General features: G+C 61.6%; 22 protein-coding genes. 17 read left to right on the top strand and 5 right to left on the bottom strand.

The features are described 5' to 3' along the window. Positions 1-79: 79 nt before the first annotated feature. The 3 genes from fecA to LT40_RS20105 all read left to right on the top strand — a co-directional run bounded on the left by fecA (position 80) and on the right by LT40_RS20105 (position 3,670). Positions 80-2,452 carry a TonB-dependent Fe(3+) dicitrate receptor FecA gene (fecA, locus tag LT40_RS20115; protein WP_043192977.1) on the top strand — a complete coding sequence of 791 codons (2,373 nt, stop codon included), beginning with the start codon at positions 80-82 and terminating at the stop codon, positions 2,450-2,452. Between the two features lie 240 nt (positions 2,453-2,692). Beyond that, entirely contained in the window at positions 2,693-3,103 is a 411-nt protein-coding gene (locus tag LT40_RS20110; RefSeq protein WP_043192976.1) for an HPF/RaiA family ribosome-associated protein, read from the top strand. A gap of 231 nt (positions 3,104-3,334) precedes the next feature. Beyond that, positions 3,335-3,670 carry a DUF3509 domain-containing protein gene (locus LT40_RS20105; RefSeq protein ID WP_043192975.1) on the top strand — a complete coding sequence of 112 codons (336 nt, stop codon included), beginning with the start codon at positions 3,335-3,337 and terminating at the stop codon, positions 3,668-3,670. 16 nt (positions 3,671-3,686) lie between these two features. Here LT40_RS20105 and LT40_RS20100 read toward each other — a convergent pair whose 3' ends face one another. Next, positions 3,687-4,127 (bottom strand): phosphate-starvation-inducible protein PsiE, encoded by a 441-nt coding sequence (locus LT40_RS20100; protein ID WP_043192974.1) that lies wholly within the window; start codon positions 4,125-4,127, stop codon positions 3,687-3,689. Between the two features lie 226 nt (positions 4,128-4,353). Between LT40_RS20100 and LT40_RS20095 the strand changes: the two genes are divergently transcribed. After that, positions 4,354-4,629 carry a YebG family protein gene (locus LT40_RS20095; RefSeq protein ID WP_043192973.1) on the top strand — a complete coding sequence of 92 codons (276 nt, stop codon included), beginning with the start codon at positions 4,354-4,356 and terminating at the stop codon, positions 4,627-4,629. Positions 4,630-4,632: 3 nt separating this feature from the next. On the opposite strand, the gene LT40_RS20090 is transcribed toward LT40_RS20095, so the two are convergent. Beyond that, positions 4,633-5,085 (bottom strand): flavodoxin, encoded by a 453-nt coding sequence (locus LT40_RS20090; RefSeq protein ID WP_043192971.1) that lies wholly within the window; start codon positions 5,083-5,085, stop codon positions 4,633-4,635. A 134-nt stretch (positions 5,086-5,219) separates the two neighbouring features. Between LT40_RS20090 and LT40_RS20085 the strand changes: the two genes are divergently transcribed. Both LT40_RS20085 and LT40_RS20080 read left to right on the top strand, forming a co-directional pair. After that, complete coding sequence (locus LT40_RS20085) at positions 5,220-5,687, top strand: PAS domain-containing protein (RefSeq protein ID WP_043192970.1); 468 nt, start codon at positions 5,220-5,222, stop codon at positions 5,685-5,687. Between the two features lie 56 nt (positions 5,688-5,743). After that, entirely contained in the window at positions 5,744-6,349 is a 606-nt protein-coding gene (locus LT40_RS20080; protein WP_043192969.1) for a hypothetical protein, read from the top strand. An 11-nt stretch (positions 6,350-6,360) separates the two neighbouring features. Here LT40_RS20080 and LT40_RS20075 read toward each other — a convergent pair whose 3' ends face one another. After that, complete coding sequence (locus LT40_RS20075; RefSeq protein WP_043192968.1) at positions 6,361-7,308, bottom strand: MerR family transcriptional regulator; 948 nt, start codon at positions 7,306-7,308, stop codon at positions 6,361-6,363. 206 nt (positions 7,309-7,514) lie between these two features. Here LT40_RS20075 and LT40_RS20070 point away from each other — a divergent pair, with 206 nt between their 5' ends. From LT40_RS20070 to LT40_RS20050, 5 genes are all read left to right on the top strand, one after another. After that, positions 7,515-8,081, top strand: coding sequence for a putative antibiotic biosynthesis monooxygenase (locus LT40_RS20070; protein WP_043192967.1), 567 nt, complete (start codon positions 7,515-7,517; stop codon positions 8,079-8,081). 67 nt (positions 8,082-8,148) lie between these two features. Beyond that, a complete protein-coding gene (gene folM / locus LT40_RS20065; protein WP_043192966.1) occupies positions 8,149-8,850 on the top strand; it encodes a dihydromonapterin reductase in 702 nt (233 codons plus the stop codon). Positions 8,851-8,911: 61 nt separating this feature from the next. Beyond that, the gene (folX, locus tag LT40_RS20060) at positions 8,912-9,283 is read left to right on the top strand and encodes a dihydroneopterin triphosphate 2'-epimerase (RefSeq protein ID WP_043192965.1); all 372 of its coding nucleotides are present in this window, start codon (positions 8,912-8,914) and stop codon (positions 9,281-9,283) included. Between the two features lie 27 nt (positions 9,284-9,310). Continuing rightward, positions 9,311-9,607: a DUF1244 domain-containing protein gene (locus tag LT40_RS20055; RefSeq protein WP_043192964.1), complete on the top strand. Its 297-nt coding sequence runs from the start codon at positions 9,311-9,313 to the stop codon at positions 9,605-9,607. Beyond that, positions 9,600-9,941, top strand: coding sequence for a HopJ type III effector protein (locus LT40_RS20050; RefSeq protein ID WP_043192963.1), 342 nt, complete (start codon positions 9,600-9,602; stop codon positions 9,939-9,941). The genes LT40_RS20055 and LT40_RS20050 overlap by 8 nt, the downstream gene beginning before the upstream one ends. Positions 9,942-10,089: 148 nt before the next feature. Here LT40_RS20050 and trxB read toward each other — a convergent pair whose 3' ends face one another. Together trxB and LT40_RS20040 are read right to left on the bottom strand one after the other, a co-directional pair. Then, positions 10,090-11,052, bottom strand: a complete 963-nt coding sequence (gene trxB, locus LT40_RS20045; protein ID WP_043192962.1) for a thioredoxin-disulfide reductase — start codon at positions 11,050-11,052, stop codon at positions 10,090-10,092. A gap of 134 nt (positions 11,053-11,186) precedes the next feature. After that, positions 11,187-11,786: a peroxiredoxin gene (locus LT40_RS20040; RefSeq protein WP_043192961.1), complete on the bottom strand. Its 600-nt coding sequence runs from the start codon at positions 11,784-11,786 to the stop codon at positions 11,187-11,189. A gap of 232 nt (positions 11,787-12,018) precedes the next feature. Here LT40_RS20040 and cysZ point away from each other — a divergent pair, with 232 nt between their 5' ends. The 6 genes from cysZ (at position 12,019) to LT40_RS21005 (ending at position 19,337) form a co-directional block, all read left to right on the top strand. Further along, positions 12,019-12,747, top strand: a complete 729-nt coding sequence (gene cysZ, locus LT40_RS20035; protein ID WP_043192960.1) for a sulfate transporter CysZ — start codon at positions 12,019-12,021, stop codon at positions 12,745-12,747. Positions 12,748-12,852: 105 nt separating this feature from the next. Then, positions 12,853-14,046 carry a glycosyltransferase family 4 protein gene (locus tag LT40_RS20030; RefSeq protein ID WP_052393488.1) on the top strand — a complete coding sequence of 398 codons (1,194 nt, stop codon included), beginning with the start codon at positions 12,853-12,855 and terminating at the stop codon, positions 14,044-14,046. Positions 14,047-14,383: 337 nt separating this feature from the next. Continuing rightward, positions 14,384-14,917, top strand: a complete 534-nt coding sequence (locus tag LT40_RS20025; RefSeq protein ID WP_052393487.1) for a fimbrial protein — start codon at positions 14,384-14,386, stop codon at positions 14,915-14,917. Positions 14,918-15,008: 91 nt separating this feature from the next. Beyond that, positions 15,009-15,677 carry a fimbrial biogenesis chaperone gene (locus LT40_RS20020; RefSeq protein ID WP_148308591.1) on the top strand — a complete coding sequence of 223 codons (669 nt, stop codon included), beginning with the start codon at positions 15,009-15,011 and terminating at the stop codon, positions 15,675-15,677. Between the two features lie 116 nt (positions 15,678-15,793). After that, the gene (locus LT40_RS20015; RefSeq protein WP_043192959.1) at positions 15,794-18,319 is read left to right on the top strand and encodes a fimbria/pilus outer membrane usher protein; all 2,526 of its coding nucleotides are present in this window, start codon (positions 15,794-15,796) and stop codon (positions 18,317-18,319) included. A gap of 25 nt (positions 18,320-18,344) precedes the next feature. Continuing rightward, positions 18,345-19,337: a fimbrial protein gene (locus LT40_RS21005; protein ID WP_158497454.1), complete on the top strand. Its 993-nt coding sequence runs from the start codon at positions 18,345-18,347 to the stop codon at positions 19,335-19,337. Positions 19,338-19,425 lie beyond the last annotated feature (88 nt).

The raw sequence follows: 19,425 nt of genomic DNA, 5'->3' as shown, positions 1-19,425 counted from the left end.
TGCACCTTCGTTGAGCCGTTTTGCCTTGCTCGCGTGACAGACAGGGTAACTCTCCCTATATCCTGCCTGGAAACGCCGAATGCCCAACCTGCCTACTCCACTCGCCCGCACCCTGCGCTGCCTGTTGCTCGGCACTACCGTGAGCGTGGCTCAACTGCCGCAGGCCGTGGCCGCCGAAAGCGCCACTCGCGAGTACCACATCGCGCCCGCCTCGGTGGAAAGTGCGGTCAACCAGTTCGGCCGCGAGGCAGGTGTCCTGATTTCATTCGGATCGACCACCGTGGCAGACCAGCCTAGCCCTGGCTTGCAAGGCTCGTACACCGTCGAACAGGCATTGGCAGTGTTGCTTGAAGGCACGGGTTTGCAGGCGCGTTCCCTGGGCGATGGTGCCTACAGCCTGGAACAGGCCTCGCTGGCGCAGCCCGCCAGCTCCGATCCCAGTACCGGCGCCACTGTCGAACTGGGCGCTTCGAGCGTAGTGGGCGACTGGCTCGGCGCCGCCGAGCAGATCAACGTATTCGAGCACCCCGGCGCGCGGGACGTGGTGCGCCGCGAAGACTTCGAGCGTACAGGCGCCACTAGCGCGCGCGACGTGCTCAACCGCATTCCAGGGGTCAACGCGCCGCAGAACAACGGCACGGGCAGCCATGACATGGCGATGAATTTCGGCATCCGTGGCCTCAACCCACGGCTGGCGACCCGCTCCACGGTACTGATGGACGGCATCCCAGTGCCGTTCGCGCCCTATGGCCAGCCGCAGCTGTCGTTCGCTCCGGTGAGCATGGGCAACATGGATGCCGTGGACGTGGTCCGTGGTGGCGGTGCGGTGCGCTATGGCCCGCAGAACGTCGGCGGCATCGTCAACTTCGTGACCCGCGCCATTCCCGACGAGCCGACCGTGAAAGGTGGCTTCCAGACCCAGGCCAGCCCCTCTTCGAGCCAGGACGGCTTCAAGACCACCGGCAACCTGCTGGCCGGTGGCACCGCTGAAAACGGCCTGGGCGGCGCCGTGCTCTACTCCGGCGTGCGCGGGAGCGACTGGCGCGAGCACAGCGATGCCCAGATCGACGATCTGATTCTCAAGGGCAAATACCAGATCGACGAAGCCAACAGCCTCAACGCCCAGGCCCAGTACTACGAAGGTGAGGCCGACATGCCCGGCGGCCTCAGCTCGGCCGCCTACAAGGCCGACCCTTACCAGTCGACCCGCCGCTACGACAAGTTCTGGGGCCGCCGCACCATGGTCAATTTCGGCTATCGCTATCAGGAAGATCGCCGCGAATTCACGGCCAACACCTTCTTCACCAAGACCCTGCGCAGTGGCTACCTGGACCAAGGCAACTTCCTCTCGCTGTCGCCGCGCGAATATTGGGTACGCGGTGTCGAAACCCGTTTCTCCCAGGGCTTCGATCTGGGCCAGACCCAGCACGAGATGAGCGTGGGCTACCGCTACATCAGCGAGGCGGGCCACGAGCTGCGCTACCGCACTCCGATCAGCGCCAACCAGCAACTGCCGAGCACCGACAGCCGCAACGACCGCGACACCCGAGGCGGCACTCAGGCCCACGCCTTTTACATCGACGACCGCATCGATATCGGCCGCTGGACGTTCACGCCGGGCATTCGCTACGAGATGATCGACTCGCAGCAGACCAACAACCTCACCAACGTCAAATACCAGGGCGACTACACCACTGCCCTGCCGGCGCTGAACGTGCTCTACCACGTCAATGAAAACTGGAACCTGTACGCCAACACCGAAGGCTCGTTCGGCAGTGTGCAATACAGCCAGATGCCCAACCGCGTAACCGGTGGTGAAGTGAAGCCGGAAAAAGCCCGGACCTGGGAGCTGGGCACGCGCTACGACAACGGCAACCTGCGGGCGGAAATCGGCGCGTTCCTGATCAACTTCGACAATCAATACGACAGCAACCAGACCAACGATACGGTGATCGCGCGCGGTGAAACCCGGCATCAGGGCATCGAAACCAGCATCAATTACGCTCTGGACAGCCTGAGCCCGGCGTTGGCCGGTTTCGACGTTCATGCCAGCTACGCATTCGTCGACGCCACCATCCGCGAAGACGGCCCGAACAAAGGCAACCGTGTGCCGTTTTCCTCACGACACAAAGGCACCCTGGGCGTGGGCTACACGCAAGGCCCCTGGAAGCTGGACCTGGACAGCACCTACCAGAGCAGCCAGTTCGCCGACAACGCCAACACCCAGGCCGAAAGCGCCGACGGCAGCACCGGACGCATCCCTGGCTACATGCTGTTCAGCAGCCGCGCTGGCTACGATTTCGGACCGCAGCTGTCGGACCTCAACGTCGCGGTCGGTGTAAAAAACATCTTCAATCGCCAGTACTACACCCGCTCCTTCGACGACAACAACAAAGGCAAGTACGTAGGCGAGCCGCGCACGATCTACGTGCAGACCTCGGTTGCCTTCTGAGGCTGGCGACTGGTCCCGGTTGCAGGTGCATCCCTCGATGGCAGCGGGATGCGGCCTGTGTTCGCATGGCCATGGCTATCAGGCTTCGCACTTATTTCGGGAAAAGTTCGAAAAAGTTACTGAATATTTATCTTCTTCGGGGGGTTGAATTGTTTCTTCAACTCCCTGACCTTGTACTTCAAGAGGCGATGATAATCAGTCATCGAATCTCAAGCGAGAAAGCCGAATAAGGGATGAACTATGCAGATCCAGGTCAATAGCGATAACCATATTCAAGGCGACGCCCGCCTGCAGGAGTGGGTACGCACCGTAGTGGAAGGCGCAGTCGAGCACTACCAGGAAGACCTCACCCGCGTGGAGGTCCATCTGGCCGACGAGAATGGCCAGAAATCCGGCCCCGACGACATGCGTTGCCAGATGGAAGCACGGCCGAAGGGCCATCAGCCCATCTCCGTGACCCACAAGGCAGAAACGCTGGAGCTGGCGATCGACGGCGCTGCCGAGAAGCTCAGCCACGCGTTGGAGCATCTGTTCGGCAAACTGCGCAATAAGCGTGCAGCCAATACACAGACCATCCCCGACGGCCCGAACGAGGCGCTGCTCGAGGAAGAGTTTCTGGAGAACGAACAGGTGCTCAACAGCAAGTCCTGAGCCCTGTCACACAGCCTAGCAACCTAAAAAAGGCGAGCCCTACGGCTCGTCTTTTTTATGGCCGTCGAATTAGTTTTTAAATCCGGGCACGGCAATTGCTAAATCAATTCTGGCGAAGCAAGGAGCAGTTACATATAGCAAAAGATGAAACGCGGCGCCGACCAGCGGTCTGGAACCAGTAACTAATCGCCTAGTCCATTAACGAAGTTCGACTATTGCAGGTAGTACATCATGGATAATCCATTCCAAGCGCTTACCGACGCGTTCCAACCTGAATACCGCGTCAACCTGAGCATCCAGCGCCTGGACGGCAGCATCATGCTGACGCTGTCGAACGAGCGCGGCGTTGCTGCCAAGCGCATGATCACCGCCGAACAGCGCAACGACCCCAAGCGCATGCGCCGGCTGATCGAAAGCATCAAGTTCGGCATGGCCATCGAGCAAGGTGGCAGTACCATGCAGATGCTGGCGGCAATGACCGATGCCGGCAACGTCGACAAGCTGGGCGGCAAGCCGGCCCTGCACGCCAACGCCGCGCGCACCACGCCGGTGTCCGCCAGCCTGTGATGAGCCGCAACGCGGCTTAGCTGTCCGATTTCTCCTTCACCGACGGATAGCGCGACGAACCGTAGCGCACCACCAGAATGGCAAACGCCAGCAGCAGGATGCCGCCGCACAGGTAGATGATGCCCAGATCCGGTGCATTGTGGTGCGATACATCGCCGATCAGCAGGCGAGTCAAGGCAGTGATTGCCACGTACAGCAGGAAGCGGATCGGCATGTGGTTGGTCTTGAAGTAGATCCCCACCATGGCCCCCAGCTCCAGGTAGATGAACAGCAGCAGGATGTCATCCACGCTGACGCTGCCCTTCTCCACCATCCCCAGAAAAGCGCTGACTGCCGCCCAGGCGGTGATGGCACCGATGCCGAACAGCGCCAGGTAGTGGAAAGCCTCCACGCACAGATTGCCCAGCGAATCGGCCTGAGCATGCAGACTCCCGCGAAGCTTTTCAGCCCATTTCATTGTCTGTGTTCCTTTTGCAAACCGATGGAGAGCGGCGAATGATCGCCTATGCTCGTTCAAGGCATGCAGCATAAGGGCCAGCTGTGACAGATGAGAAGCAGCCACACTGTCGCAGGGCAGCTCGTCGGCGCCTCTGTTCAAGGGGAGCGATTTGCCTTATGCTTGGCACTGTATAAACGAACAGTAGTTGTACTGAACGAATTCCCCTAGGCATATGAGGTGGTCAATGGCCGTCGAAGTGGTATACCGCAGCAGCCGAGATCTGGAGCGCCTGTTTATGGACAAAGCTGAAGCCGATCGTCACGACAAAATGCTCGAGCTGGCCGAGTTGCTGGCAGACGTATTGAAGAAAGCCGTGCCGTCGCTCGACGACAAGCAGGTCGAAGACGCCGGTATCTACATGGCGAAAAACCGCGACATCTTCGCCAAGGCGTTCAAGAGCCAGCCCGACGCATTGAACGAGCTGCTCACCGCCACGGCGGACACCGCCGAGCAGGCGTGACCGTCAGGTCCGCAGCGCTCGCACGAACTCCGCCAGCCAGGGCTCTGCATCGGTTTCCGGGTTGACGCTTTCGCTGGCGTCCAGGCGCAGCATGCCCTGCACTTCGCGTACGCCCAGTTCGGCGAACAGCTCGCGCAACTGCTCGCCCCCGCCACAATAAAGGTCGTAGCTGGAGTCGCCCAGGCCGATGACGCCACCGGGCAGGCCACGCAACGCGGCAGGCAGCTCATCGCGAAGTTGAGCGTACAGCGGCATGATGTTGTCCGGCAGTTCACCCATGCCTGTGGTCGAGGTGACCCCCAGCAGCGCCTCGGGCGCGAACGCCAGCACGTCCTGCAAGGTGGCGCGCGGGTTGTGCCAGGCCTGGATATCCTGTTGCTTGAGCAGCTTTTCGACGTGTCGAGCGACGTCCTCGGCCGCGCCGTAGACCGAACCGCTGAGGATGGCAACTTTCATGATGACTGTCTCGAACCATTGAAGGGCCTGATTTTAACAGCCCGCTCGCGCATTGAAAGGCAGGATTTGACGCGCCGGGATCCCTGCCGAGGCCGGTATGAATTAGACTACCCTGCACGCTAGGGAACCCTGACATGATCAACGCGAAGCTGCTGCAATTGGTGATCGATGCGTCCAACGACGGCATCGTCGTCGCCGAACAGGAAGGTGAGGACAATATCCTCATCTACGTCAATCCGGCGTTCGAACGCATGACCGGTTATACCTCGCTGGAAATGCTCTACCAGGATTGCCGCCTGTTGCAGGGTGACGACCGCGACCAGCCGGCGCGCCGGCGCGTACGCGAGGCGATCGACCAGGGCGTGGCATGCCGCGAGGTCCTGCGCAATCACCGCAAGGACGGCAGCTTTTTCTGGAATGAGCTGTCGATCACGCCGGTACACAACGAAAGCGACCAATTGATGTACTACATCGGGATCCAGAAGGATGTCAGCCGCGAGGTCGAGGCGCAGCAGCGCATCATCGATCTGGAGCAGCAGGTCGCGGCCCTGCAACGGCGACTTGCTGAACTGGACACCCCTGCGCGCCCGGGTCCGGCGTGACGGGCATGGACATTTCCCAGGGTTGCTTTGAATCCCTTTCGCCATGAGTGCGCGCCATGCCACCTGATGTGTTGCTGACCCAGGACGAGTTGGATTTCCTGCGGGCCATGCAGGCCAATCCGCAGCTCAACGTGCGGGACACCCTGCTCAGCCTTTCGGTGAAGGGCGGTCCACAGGTACGCGAACTGCTCATGCGCCTGGCCTCCCACGAGCAGGTCACCATCGAGGCGCACTTGGAAAATCAGCAGATCAGTTTCCCCCTGCAGGTGGTGGAGGACGAGTTCCAGGCGGCCCATCTGGAACTGGGTGCGCCGAGCATCTACGAAGACGGGCCGATGCTGCGCCCCTGGCGCCTGAGCCTGGCGCAGCCGATCGTCCTGCGCGACAGCGAAGGGCGCGACAGCGACTTCTGGGTGCGGGACATTTCCTTCAAGGGCGCCCTGCTCGAAGCGCGCAACGGCGCGCAGGCGCCCACGCAGTTCCAGCTGTGGTTCACCCCCGAAGGCTGCTCGCCGATACCTCTGCGCGGTTCGATGATTCGCGAGGCCGAACAGGGGTTGTTCGCGTACCGGCTCAGCCAGAACAACGCCAAGGCGATCGAGTCGCTGCGTCAGTTCATCCTGCAGCAGCATCACCTGGTCCATCCGCAGCCGCACACCTGAAGCCCGCTCGGTCAGCTGTCCAGGTGGCCCGCCAGGTACTGTTGCAGACGCCGCTGCATCAAGCGCCCGTCACTGCCCAGACACACGATGTCAGTGGCGCGCAGGCTTTCATGGACCATCTCGGACAGCTCGCCGGCCAATAGCAGCGGACAATTCAGGGCATTGCTCAACCTGGCCAACTGCTTGGGCAGGGTCGGCACCGGGGGGCGGTTGGAAAACAGCACCACGGCATGGGGCGCAATCTTCTCGCAGACCAGGCTGAGCTCTTCCAGCGGCTGACCGAGACCCAGCAGCTGCACGTCCACCTGTGGCCCGCCCAACAGCAGGCCGCTGACCTGAAGCTCGAGTTCGCGGCACTGATCCGGTATGGCGACCAGCAGCACCCGGCTGTCCTGGCCCTGATCGCAGGTCAGGCGCAGCCTTTGCAGAGTGCGCGCACGCAGGAACGTGTCGAGAAACAACCACTCGCTGGCCTGGCCAAAGTGGCCCTGATGCACGAGCAGTTCCTGCCAGACGGGCATCAATACCTGTTCGAAGGCCACGGCCAGCGGGTAGCTGGAGAACACTTGGCCGTAGACCTGATCAAGGCGAGCTTCGGCAAATTCATGTACACACTGGCGAATCCGCTCTTGCCACCGCTGCCATTCATGGTGCTCGTCGCCAGGGCTGGGCGCTGCCGTTCTGGCCTGCTGGGTGCGCGCCAGGATCTTGCCGACCTTGCTCACCGCTACACCGCGTTCGATCCAACCCAGGATGCTGCGCACCTCCTCGATATCGGCCAAAGAGTACAAGCGATGCCCACTTTCGGTGCGGGTTGGCTGTACCAGGCCATAGCGACGCTCCCACGCACGCAGCGTGACTGGATTGATCCCGGTGAGTCGGGCCACCTCGCGAATGGGGTACAGCTCGTCCAGCGCAGGGTCTTGCACGCCAGGCAATCGGGTGCTGGATTCGCTCATTGCTCGTCAACCGCCGCCAGGAACAGGAAACCACAGTGTAACCGCTGCCGGCACATCGAGGTTCATGGATGATCCAACGGACGGTAGATGTGCAATTGGTGGTTTTCAGGAATAATACTTGCTTGATTTCAGATGCAGCCCACCACCCCGGCGCTGCATTCGATGGAGGCTCCTACCCGGAGCACCAGATTGCCTGGAGATACACGATGTCTACCTCCCCCGTTACCTTGATGGTTGCGCGCCGCGTCGCCGATGGCAAATATCAGGACCTGATCGCCTGGTTGCATGAAGGCGAACAACTGGCCACCGATTTTCCGGGTTACCTGGGCTCAGGCGTCCTGGCACCGGCGCCTGGCGATGACGAATTCCAGATCATCTTCCGCTTCGCCGATGAAACCACCCTGCACGCATGGGAGCACTCGGCTTCCCGGCGCTCATGGCTGGGCCGTGGCAGCGACCTGTTCGCCCAGCCCCACGTGCACCGGGTGAGCGGCACCGAAGGCTGGTTCGGCGACAGCGGCCTGCAGCGTCCACCTCGGTGGAAACAGGCCGTGGCCATCTGGCTGGCTTTTTTCCCGGTGTCGTTGATCTTCAACTTCCTGTTCGGTCACGTCCTGAACGAGATCAGCCTGGTGCCCAGAGTCTTGCTCAGCACCCTGGCCCTGACCCCGATCATGGTGTTTTTCTTCATTCCCCTGTCGACGCGCCTGCTGCGGGGCTGGTTGCACGCCACGCCGACCCGCGCCCCACTGCCCAAGGTCAAGGTGGCCTGATCGGCCGGCCCTGCTGCGCGTTGTGGTATAAATCAGCGCAGCAACCTGCCGACCAAGAGCTCGCCACATGCCTCATCCGATCCTCATCACCGGCGCCAGTCAGCGCATAGGGCTGCACTGCGCCGAACGCCTGCTGGGCGAAGGCCAGCCGGTCATCATCAGCTACCGCCAGGAGCGTGAGACCGTCGCTCATCTGCGCGAGATGGGCGCAGTGACCATCCAGGCGGACTTCGCCAGCGAAGCTGGCATCCTGGCGTTCATCGCTGCGCTGAAAGCGCAGACCACGAAGCTGCGTGCCATCGTCCACAACGCCTCGGCCTGGATCGCCGACAGTGCGGGCGACGAAGCGGCTGCGTTCCAGCAGATGGTCAACGTGCACATGCTGGCGCCCTACCTCATCAACCTGCACTGCGCCGAGCTGTTGCGTGCGTCGAGCCCTGCCGATATCGTGCACATCAGCGACGACGTGACGCGCAAGGGCAGTGCCAAGCACATGGCCTATTGCGCCAGCAAGGCGGGGCTGGACAACCTGACCCTGTCGTTCGCTGCACGCTTCGCACCGGCAATCAAGGTCAATGGCATCGCTCCGGCGCTGATCCTGTTCAATCCGGACGACGACGCCGACTACCGCTACAAGTCGCTGGCCAAGTCGGCATTGGGCATCGAGCCGGGCGCCGAGGTCATCTACCAAAGCCTGCGCTACCTGCTGGAAAACCCCTACGTCACCGGCACCACCTTGACCGTCAACGGCGGCAGACACGTAAAATAGGGTCTGCCTGCGTCGGCTCGGGCACGGCGTCGACCCCGAACATTCTGCGGAGCACACAACGATGGCACAACTGCAGCCAGGAATGGCACGCATCCGGGTCAAGGACCTGCGCTTGCGCACCTTCATCGGTATCAACGAAGACGAAATCGTCAACAAACAGGACGTGCTGATCAACCTCACCGTGCTGTATCCGGCGCTTGAGGCGGTGCGCGACAACGATATCGAGCATGCCTTGAACTACCGCACCATCACCAAGGCCGTGATCCAACACGTGGAGGGCAATCGCTTTGCCCTGCTCGAACGGCTGACCCAGGAGATTCTCGACCTGGTCATGCAGAACACCGCCGTGCGCTACGCCGAAGTGGAAGTCGACAAGCCCCACGCGCTGCGCTTCGCCGAATCGGTTTCGATCACCCTCGCCGGCAGCCGCTGACCGGTTGCCGCCCCGCTGGAGAGCGACATGAACGAACAACAACGCCTGGAACTAGAAGCTGCCGCCTTCCGTCGTCTGGTCAAGCACCTGGACGAGCGCAAGGACGTGCAGAACATCGACTTGATGAACCTGGCCGGGTTCTGCCGTAATTGCCTGTCCAAATGGTACAAGGCAGCAGCCGACGAGCAGCAGGTCGACGTCAGCCTCGACGAGGCTCGCGAGGTCGTCTACGGGATGCCATACGCACAGTGGAAAGCTCAGTATCAGCAGGAGGCCAGCGCCGAACAGCAGGCGGCCTTTGCCAAGGGGACGCCCAATGCATGATGTGACGGCGCTGCGCGCCAGCCTGGCCAGCGGCGAACACCTGTTCGCAACGACATTGGCGTTCGTGGCCGAGCACTATGCTTATACGCCGCAGGCGTTTCGCAATGGTGCGCTGGACAACGCCGCCGGTCAGAACGAAGGGTCCTGCAAGACGCTGGGTCTGGCAGTGCTGGAACGCCTGAGCGATGAAGAGGCGCTGCTGGCGTTCGGCGAACACTACCGCTCGGTGGTGGCGACGCCCGAAGGCAGTGATCACGGCAATATCCGTAATCTGATGGAACATGGGCTGGCAGCAGTGAAATTCTCCGAGCTGCCACTGACTCGCCTGGGCTGATCGACAGGCATGAAAAAACCGACCTCGCGGGGTCGGTTTTTTTGTGCCTGGCGGAGGGCCTCTTCGCGGGTAGAACCCGCTCCCACAGGCGATACAATCCGACTGTGGGAGCGGGTTCTACCCGCGAAGGCCGCGCCGCGGTCCTGACTCAGAACGAAGCGTTGGCCAGCCCGTCCAGATAGCGCTCGACATCCAGTGCAGCCATGCAGCCAGCACCGGCCGAGGTAATCGCCTGGCGGTACACATGGTCGGCCACGTCACCGGCCGCGAACACACCGTCGACGCTGGTGGCGGTGGCGTTGCCTTCACGCCCGCCCTGGACCACCATGTAGCCATCCTTGAGCGCCAGTTGGCCGTCGAACAGCGAAGTGTTCGGCGTGTGGCCGATCGCGATGAACACACCGTCTACCTTCAGCTCTTCTGCAATCCCGTCATTGTTGCGCAGACGCGCACCAGTCACGCCCATATTGTCGCCCAAGACTTCTTCCAGGGTAGCGTTGAGCTTGAGCTCGATCTTGCCTTCGGCTACCCGCGCATGCAGCTTGTCGATCAGAATCTTTTCGGCGCGGAAGGTATCGCGACGGTGCACCAAGGTTACTTTGCTGGCGATGTTGGCCAGGTACAGCGCCTCTTCGACTGCCGTGTTGCCGCCACCGACCACCGCGACTTCACGGTTGCGGTAGAAGAAGCCATCGCAAGTCGCGCAGGCCGAAACGCCCTTGCCCATGAAGGCTTCTTCCGAGGGCAGACCCAGGTAGCGTGCACTGGCGCCAGTGGCGATGATCAGGGCGTCACAGGTGTAGGTCGCGCTGTCGCCCGTCAGGGTCAACGGCTTGGCGGCCAGGTCCACGGCATTGATGTGGTCGAAGACGATCTCGGTTTCAAAGCGCTCGGCATGCTCGCGCATGCGCTCCATCAGCGCCGGGCCGGTCAGGCCATGGGGGTCGCCGGGCCAGTTGTCGACCTCGGTGGTAGTGGTCAACTGACCACCAGCCTGCATGCCGGTGATCAGCAGCGGCTTGAGGTTGGCGCGGGCAGCGTAGACCGCCGCGCTGTAACCGGCAGGGCCGGAACCCAGGATGATCACGCGGGAATGACGCACTTGAGACATGACTAACTCCTGACTGCCGGACATTGACGCCGATCCGGTGCGGCTGGAATAAAAAGGACTGGCAAGACACCTTGGGGAAGGTTGAATGCCGCCAGCCCGTAAACTTGATCTCGAGCTGAAAGCGCTTTAGCCGCTTACAGGCTCTTGGCGTTGCCCGCCAGGTAGTCGGCGACGCCCTGGGCGTCGGCCTTCATGCCTTTCTGGCCCGGACGCCAGCCAGCCGGGCAGACTTCGCCGTGCTGTTCGGTGAACTGCAGCGCTTCGACCAGACGCACCATGTCGTCGACATCACGGCCCAGCGGCAGGTTGTTGACCACCTGGTGCTGCACCACGCCTTGCTGGTCGATCAGGAACGAGGCACGCAAGGCCACGCCATCTTCGTGCTCGACGCCGTAGGCGCGGACGATCTCATGCTTGACGTCGGCGACCATGGTGAATTCGACTTCGCCGATACCGCCCTTCTCGACTGGCGTGCTGCGCCAGGCATGGTGGGTGAACTGCGAATCGATGGACACGCCGACCACCTCGACACCCAGCTCACGAAACTTGGCGATGCGGTTGTTGTGGGCAATGATTTCCGATGGGCACACGAAGGTGAAATCGAGCGGCCAGAAGAACAACACCACGTACTTGCCCCGCAGGGAAGACAACGTGAAGCTGTCGACGATCGAACCATCGCCCAATACCGCAGCGGCGTCGAAGTCGGGGGCTTGGCGGTTGACCAGAATGCTCATGGCGAACTCCTTGGAAGCGAAGATGGGAAGGTTTTAAATTTGATGGGAGCAAGCTTAACGAGGTGTGCCTCATTAGGGAAATACCCTTTGGCAATCCCACCTATAGCGCTCCTCTATGCCAATGCCGCCGGTGCGGATACATCCAGCAAGGTTGTTACCGGCCATTGCCGCGGTTCCCGAGCGTTGGCAAAGCCGGTACTGTCAGCAGGTTTTCCCTGTCTCGGAGTTGTCCATGCCTGTCCCTGCACTGTCCGGCCCGCAATACCTGCGCGAAGGCCTGAAAATGGTCTTGTCCCCAGGACTGCGCGCGTTTGTGCTGCTGCCATTGGGTATCAACCTGGCGCTGTTCATTGGTCTGATCTACTTCGCCGGCCACTTGTTCAGTGGGTGGGTCGACCACCTGATCCAGAGCCTGCCACACTGGCTGGGTTTCCTCAGCTTCATACTCTGGCCGCTGTTCGCCGTGCTCGTGGCTTTCATGGTGTTTTTCAGTTTCACCATGCTGGCCAATATCATCGCGGCACCGTTCAATGGGTTTCTCTCGGAAAAGGTCGAGGTCGTCGCACGGGGCAAGGACGATTTCCCGGCGTTTAGCTGGACCGAACTGCTGGAAATGATCCCGCGCACGCTGGCCCGTGAAGCGCGCAAGCTGGGCTATTTCCTGCCACGCGCGCTGGCGCTGTTCGTCCTGTCGTTCATCCCGATACTCAACATCATTGCCGCCCCCCTGTGGTTGCTGTTCGGCGTCTGGATGATGGCGATCCAGTACATCGACTACCCTGCCGACAACCACAAGATGAGCTGGCAGGACATGCTCGCCTGGCTGCGCCAGAAGCGCTGGCGCAGCCTGAGCTTCGGCGGGATCGTTTACCTTGCTTTGCTGATCCCGGGCGTGAACGTGTTGATGATGCCGGCAGCGGTGGCGGGCGCGACGTTGTTCTGGGTGCGTGAGCGCGGATGAGCCCTGGCGGTGCGGCCGACTGCGGCTCGCACCGCCGGTACCGGCGTCACGAATTCCTCATGAATGCGACACTCCAGCGTCATGCGATGCTTGGAAACTGTCTTGATGACAGTACCCCCTCTTCATATTGCCCTGGTTACCGAAACCTTCCCACCCGAGATCAACGGGGTTGCCAGCACGCTTGGCTATTTGCACGACGGATTGCGCAGTCGTGGTCATCGGGTGGAGGTGGTGCGGCCGCGGCAAGCCCAGGACGGGGCAAGCGATGATGATGCAATGCTGTGTCGGGGCTGGCCGATCCCGGGGTATCCGGGGTTGCAATGGGGCGCGTCGTGCATGCGCCGGCTGCTGCGGCGCTGGCGCTCGACGCGGCCCGAGGTGGTGTATGTAGCGACCCCGGGGCCCTTGGGCCTGAGCGCTGTGCGCGCGGCTCGGCGTTTGGGCATTCCGGTGGTCAGCAGCTTTGACACCAACTTCCAGCAATACGCCGCGCAAGGCGGGCTGGGCCTTCTGGCGCGTCTGCTGACGCAGTATCTACGCGGGTTTCACAGGCGCACCGCCCTGACCCTGGTGCCCAGCATCAGCCAACGCCTGGAGTTGCAGCGACGCGGTTTCGAGCGTTTGCAACTGTTGGCACGCGGCGTCGACAGTCAGCTGTTCCACCCTGCGCGGCGCAGCACGGCATTGCGTCAGAGTTGGGGACTGGCGGAAGGCGACCTGGCCATTCTGCATGTCGGACGCCTGGCACACGAGAAAAACCTGGACCTGCTTGCGCGTACCTGTGCCTATCTGCAGGCACATTACCCACAGCGAGCGATCCGGTTGATCGTGATCGGCGATGGCGGTCGACGAAGCGATCTGCAACGACAAATTCCTGAGGCTTTGTTCTGCGGTGCGTTGCGTGGCGAACGGCTTGCCGAACACTACGCCAGCGGTGACATCTTCGTGTTTCCCAGCCTTACCGAGACCTTCGGCAACGTGGTCCTGGAAGCGCAAGCCTCGGGGTTGGCCGTGGTGGCCTATGATGAGGCCGCCGCGGCTCAGCACATTCGCCACGGCCACAGCGGCGCCTTGGCCATGCCTGGCGACGAGGCGGCCTTTCTGGAAGCCGCCGGCTGGCTGCTGGAAGACGAAGAAAACCTGCGCAGGGTCCGTCTCAATGCGCGTCGGCATGCCCGATTGCAGGGTTGGGAGGCGATCGTCGAGCAGCTCGAGAAACACCTGGCGCGCGCCCGCGAGCCCTGGCCCTCGGCAGATGTCGCTCATACCCAGGCAACCCCGCCCGTCACCCGCAGCTGACTGCCGCCAACGGTAGTGTTACCCCGACCATGAGCCAGGCCGCGGGCGATCGTTCGCCACTGAAAAACCTTTCGACAGGCCCCGCTACTTGTCTCGACGGGCACTGCGCAATCCAGTTACTTATACATAATCAACATGTTTTAAGGAACATTCCTACACAGCAATAAGAAATATAATCGAACGACATCCTCTATATTTGCCTCGTTCTCGGCAATGCATATTCCTGCGAATGAAACACGTCCAGGCCAAATGAAAACGTGAACTTATTTACTCTTTCGTTCTGCCTGGGATATTTCCTACTCCCTGTTTAATCGTTGAACGACTGGAGACTTCCAGAATGCGTACTATCCTGTTTTCCAGCACTTTCATGGTCGCTGCATGCCTGGCACCCATGGCCCACAGTGCTGATGGCACGATCAACTTCACGGGCACCATCCTTGAGGGTGCTTGTACCGTGGAGCCAGGTTCTGCAACACAGAACGTTGCTCTCGGTACCGTCAACAAGGCGGCCTTCGTCAATGCTGGCGACCGTGCGTCCTCGGCGCCTTTTTCCGTTGTTTTCAATTCCTGCAATCCTGCGGTGACGCGCGTTGCCCTGCGTTTCGATGGTCGTCCTGCGGCAGGCAACAATCAGCTGCTGGGCTTGACGGCCAGCACTGGTGCAGCCGCCGGGGTAGGTATCGGCCTGTTCGAGAGCGACGGCAGTACGCTGGTCCCGCTGGGCACCAAGTCGCTGGGTATCGCTGCTCCGGCAAGCGGCGCGTCCGCCCGCCTGGACTTCACGGCCAAATACGTAGCAACCGCCGACGTGAGCGCTATCACCGGCGGCCCGGCCAATGCCGTGGCCACCTTCACCCTGGACTACAACTGAACCCTGCCGTTCGCGCTCGTCTGCGCCGCAGAGCGGTTTGCCGCTCTGCGTACCCCGCTCCCTTCGATAGCGATGAAGAAGACCTGCCCCGATGTGGAAGATTCGCACCTTGTTCACCACGCTGCTTGCCTTCACTTTCATGGACCCGGTGCTTGCTGGGGTTGAAGTGGGAGGCACGCGGCTTATTTATGATGCAGGCCGGCGTGAAAGCAGCCTGCCATTGAAGAACCCGGAAAAAGACGTCGCCTATTTGATTCAGTCCTGGCTCGACCAGGGAGAAGATGAAACGAGCTCTGCCATACCTTTTATCGTCACCCCTCCCTTGTTTCGACTTGATCCTGGCCAAGAAAACCTACTGCGTGTCGTCAATACCGGAGAAGTACCGCAAGACCGAGAAAGCCTTTATTGGTTGAACGTCAAGTCCATCGCTGCCACCCATGATCAACCCAATCAGCTACAGATATCCGTGCGCACCCGCATCAAGATGATTTATCGCCCTATATCCCTTAGAGCCAGTGCAGCAGAGGCCTATAGGCAGCTCACCGTGACGCGCACTGGTGATCGGTTGACGTTCACCAACCCGACCCCGCACTTCATCTCTTTTTTCGATGTGTACCTGGACGGCCAGGCACAGGCGGAACCCGCCATGGTTGCTCCCTTCGGCACCTTTTCGCTGAAGGTGCCACCCAACTCGCCTGGCCGGGTGAGCTGGCGTGCAATCAACGACTACGGCGGGCGTACCGAAGAGGTCTGCCGATGATGAGCCGGCCCTGCCGCCTTCGGCCATCCGCAGCGAGTGCGCCACGGCTATGCAGCCGCTGGACGCCAGGGCCGAAGGCGATTGCTCTGTGGGCTTGCCTGATAGATGGGTATTGGATGCTTTCACCGCTGCCGGCTCGCGCGGAAGGCTCGCTGTACTTCAACCCGCACGCGCTGGACGCCAGGGGTGGCGGTGTGGCCGCCGACTTGGATGCCTTTTCACGGGGCGAACAATTGCCAGGCGAGTATTGGGTGGACATCTACCTCAACCACAAGCGAGTCGGTAGCCGCAACGTCACCTTTGTCGTGGAAGACAACACACTGCGCCCACAATTGACGGTGCAAGAGCTGAACGACATGGGCATCCATACGCAAGCCTTCGCATCGCTGACGACGCTCGATGCCCAGGCCATCGTTACCCATCCGGGCAAGTACATTCCTGAGGCGACGACGCAATTCGATTTCGCAAAACAGCGTCTGGACATAGGGGTGCCGCAGGCCTCACTGCGTTTCGATGCGCGCAACGCCGTCGATCCGTCTCGCTGGGATCCTGGCCTGTCCGCCTTCGTGCTGAACTACAACCTGACCGGCGCGCGCCATCGCCAAGACGGCCATGGCGTCACCGACAACGCTTTCCTGAACCTGGGTACCGGAATCAACCTGGGTGCATGGCGTTTGCGTAACAACTCGACCTACACCTATACCCAGCACAAAGGCAGGCCTGGTTTTCAAGCAAGCGAGGAACGCCTCGAGGATACGCTCGGCCAGGGCAGCCACCGCCGTTGGCAAAGCATCAATACGTACGCCCAACGCGATATCCAGCGCCTGGGAGCCCGACTCAGCCTGGGCGAAGGCAGCACCTCGGGCACGATATTCGAAGCGATCCAGTTCCGTGGCGCCCAGTTGACCTCCGACGACAGCATGCTGCCCGACAGCCAGCGCGGCTTTGCCCCTGTGGTGCGAGGGGTTGCCGACGGCAGTGCGCAGATCACCGTGCACCAGAATGGCTACATGATCTACCAGACCTACGTGGCGCCTGGCCCCTATGTGATTCGCGACTTGTATGCGACGGCCGGCTCGGGCGACTTGCAAGTGACCGTTCGCGAAGACAACGGAAAAACACGCACCTATACCCAGCCTTACTCCTCGGTACCGTTGATGCAACGCGAGGCTCGCCTGCGCTACGAATTCACTGGCGGCCGGTATCGCTCTCCCTATGCCGGTGCCAACGAGCCGAGCTTTGGCCAGGCCAGTGCGGCCTATGGCTTGAGCAGCGCCACTACGGTCTACGGCGGCGTCACCGGCAGTGCGGATTACGCTTCAGGCCTGGCCGGGTTGGGAAAAAGCCTGGGAAGCCTGGGCTCGGTGTCGTTCGACGCGACCCAGGCCACTGCGCGCCTGCAGGACAAACGCACGCATCGGGGCCAGTCGTATCGCGTGCAGTACGCCAAGGACCTGTTCCAGAGTGGCACCACGTTCACCCTGGCCGGCTATCGGTATTCCACCGCTGGCTTCTACGACTTCAACGAAGCCAACGAGATTGCCCCCGGCGCAACGGATCTCGGCCGCTGGGGCTACCACAAGCGCAGCAGGGTGCAGGTGCAGCTCAGTCAGTTGCTGGGTGAATACGGCAGCCTGCACGTCAATGCCTTCCAGCAGGATTACTGGAGAATGCGAGGCACCGAGCGCAACGCCAGTGCCAGCTACAACGTCAGCCTGAAGAACGGCGTCACCCTGGGACTCACCGCCACCCACTCCATCACCCCCGGCGGCCACGGGTCGGATCGACAATATGCCCTCGGCGTCCAGATACCCTTGAGCACCCTCGGCAGTAGCTGGCTGACCTCCAGCACCCAGACCGGCAGCCGCCACGGCACGTCGCAAAGCGTCGCCGTCAACGGTCAGGCCCTGGAAAACAACAACCTGAACTACGCCGTTCGGCAAAGCTACGGCGATCAGGGCAAAGGTCACGGAGGCGGTACCCATGCGACCTACAAAGGGACCAACGGCGAAGTGCAGGCCGCCTACAGCTATACCGGCAGCAGCCAGCAATACAGCGCTGGCCTGCGAGGCGGATTGATCGCTCATCGGTATGGCGTGACCCTGTCCCAACCTCTGGGTCACACCGTCACCCTGGTCAGGGCACCCGGTGCGGCCGGCGTGCGTGTGCAAAATCAACCGGGTATCGAAACCGACCGCCGTGGTTATGCCGTGGTGCCCTATGCCACCACCTATCGTGAAAACCGGGTAGCGCTCTGGCCTGAGACCCTGGATGAAAACGTGGACCTCACCGACACGGTAAAAACCGTGGTGCCTACTCAAGGCGCCGTGGTGCTCGCCGAATTCGAGACGCGCATCGGCAGCCGGGTGCTGGTGACGTTACGAACGGGCAACGAATTCGTACCCTTCGGCGCTACGGCGACGTTGTTCGCTGAGCAAGACGGCACGGACAACGGGCAGGCAATCGGCTCCGGCATCGTCGGCGCACGGGGGGAACTGTACTTGAGCGGCGTGCCGCGCAAGGCACGGGTGCAGGTGAAGTGGGGCACCGAAGCGAAGCAGTCCTGCAGCGCGGGATTATCGCTGGTGGATGCCCCATCGGCGGCCTGGGTGAAGACCCTCAGTGCCGTCTGCGCAAACTGATATGCAGAATCGTGAGATGCCAGTCATGAAGCCAGAACAACCAATGCCCAATCCCCATTGGGCAGCCTGCCTGTCGGCCTTGATCGCCTCGATGGGCTGGCTGCCTGCAGCGTTGGCCCATTGCACCGCGTCCGACCAGCGGCTTACGTTTGCCAGCCCCATCGTCATGCAGCGCGACATGCCGATTGGCGCCGTCGTGGCCACCGGTATAGTGAATACCTCAGTGACGTGCAACGCGGCAGGGCTGAGTCCCAGGGACCACAGCTGGCAGGTGTTTCCCTCACCGCTGAACCGCGATTACGGGCCTACGTCCATAGCCGCAGTAAGGGCAACACCCGTTGCCGGGCTGGGCATCAGGTGGGTCAACATCACTAGCCATACGGGCACGACTGCCACATGGACCCGGCAGCCGCTCAATGCCTGGCCCGGTGGCCGAGGCGTGCCGTCAGTCGGCACCGTACAGCTGCACGATACGTTTCAGCTGATCAAGACCGGACCTGTCGCTTCAGGCCAGTTTCCGGCATGGACTTTCTTGTACAACTACAAGACCCCGGTAAGCACCGCCGTCAATGCTCCGCTGAACCAGATCGCAATTCGAGCGCCCCTTCCGATCACCGTTATTGCCTGTGCCGTGACTCAACCCAACATTCCCGTGTCCCTGGGTCATGTCAGGATCGAGCGGTTCACCGGCCCGGCCTCGACCTCGCCCGACGTGCCCTTCAGTATCCCGCTCGACTGCGATGCCAACGCCAGGGTCAATGTCCAAATCGATGGCACGCCTAGCGGTGCTCAGGGCGTGCTGGCACTGGATCGCATAAGCGGGTCTGCAACGGGTATCGGCGTACAGGTGCTGCACAAAGGTGTGCCGGTGGCATTGGGCTCTCGTCTGTTGGACGGCTCGTCATCGACAGCGGGGCCCTACGAGGTGGCCCTGGTGGCGCGCTACTACAAGACCGCGGCCACTGTGACTGGAGGCCCTGCACAGGCTACAGCGACGTTCACCTTGACCTATCGGTAGTGTGCCGCAGTGAGCTGTCCATGCTGCAAGGGCCAAGAGCAGCCCCTTCAGAGGCCAAGCCAGTCAGCAGATACGGGCTCCATAATGA

Source organism: Pseudomonas rhizosphaerae, from assembly GCF_000761155.1.
Lineage (GTDB): Bacteria > Pseudomonadota > Gammaproteobacteria > Pseudomonadales > Pseudomonadaceae > Aquipseudomonas > Aquipseudomonas rhizosphaerae.
This window is presented reverse-complemented; position numbering and strand designations above follow the sequence as displayed.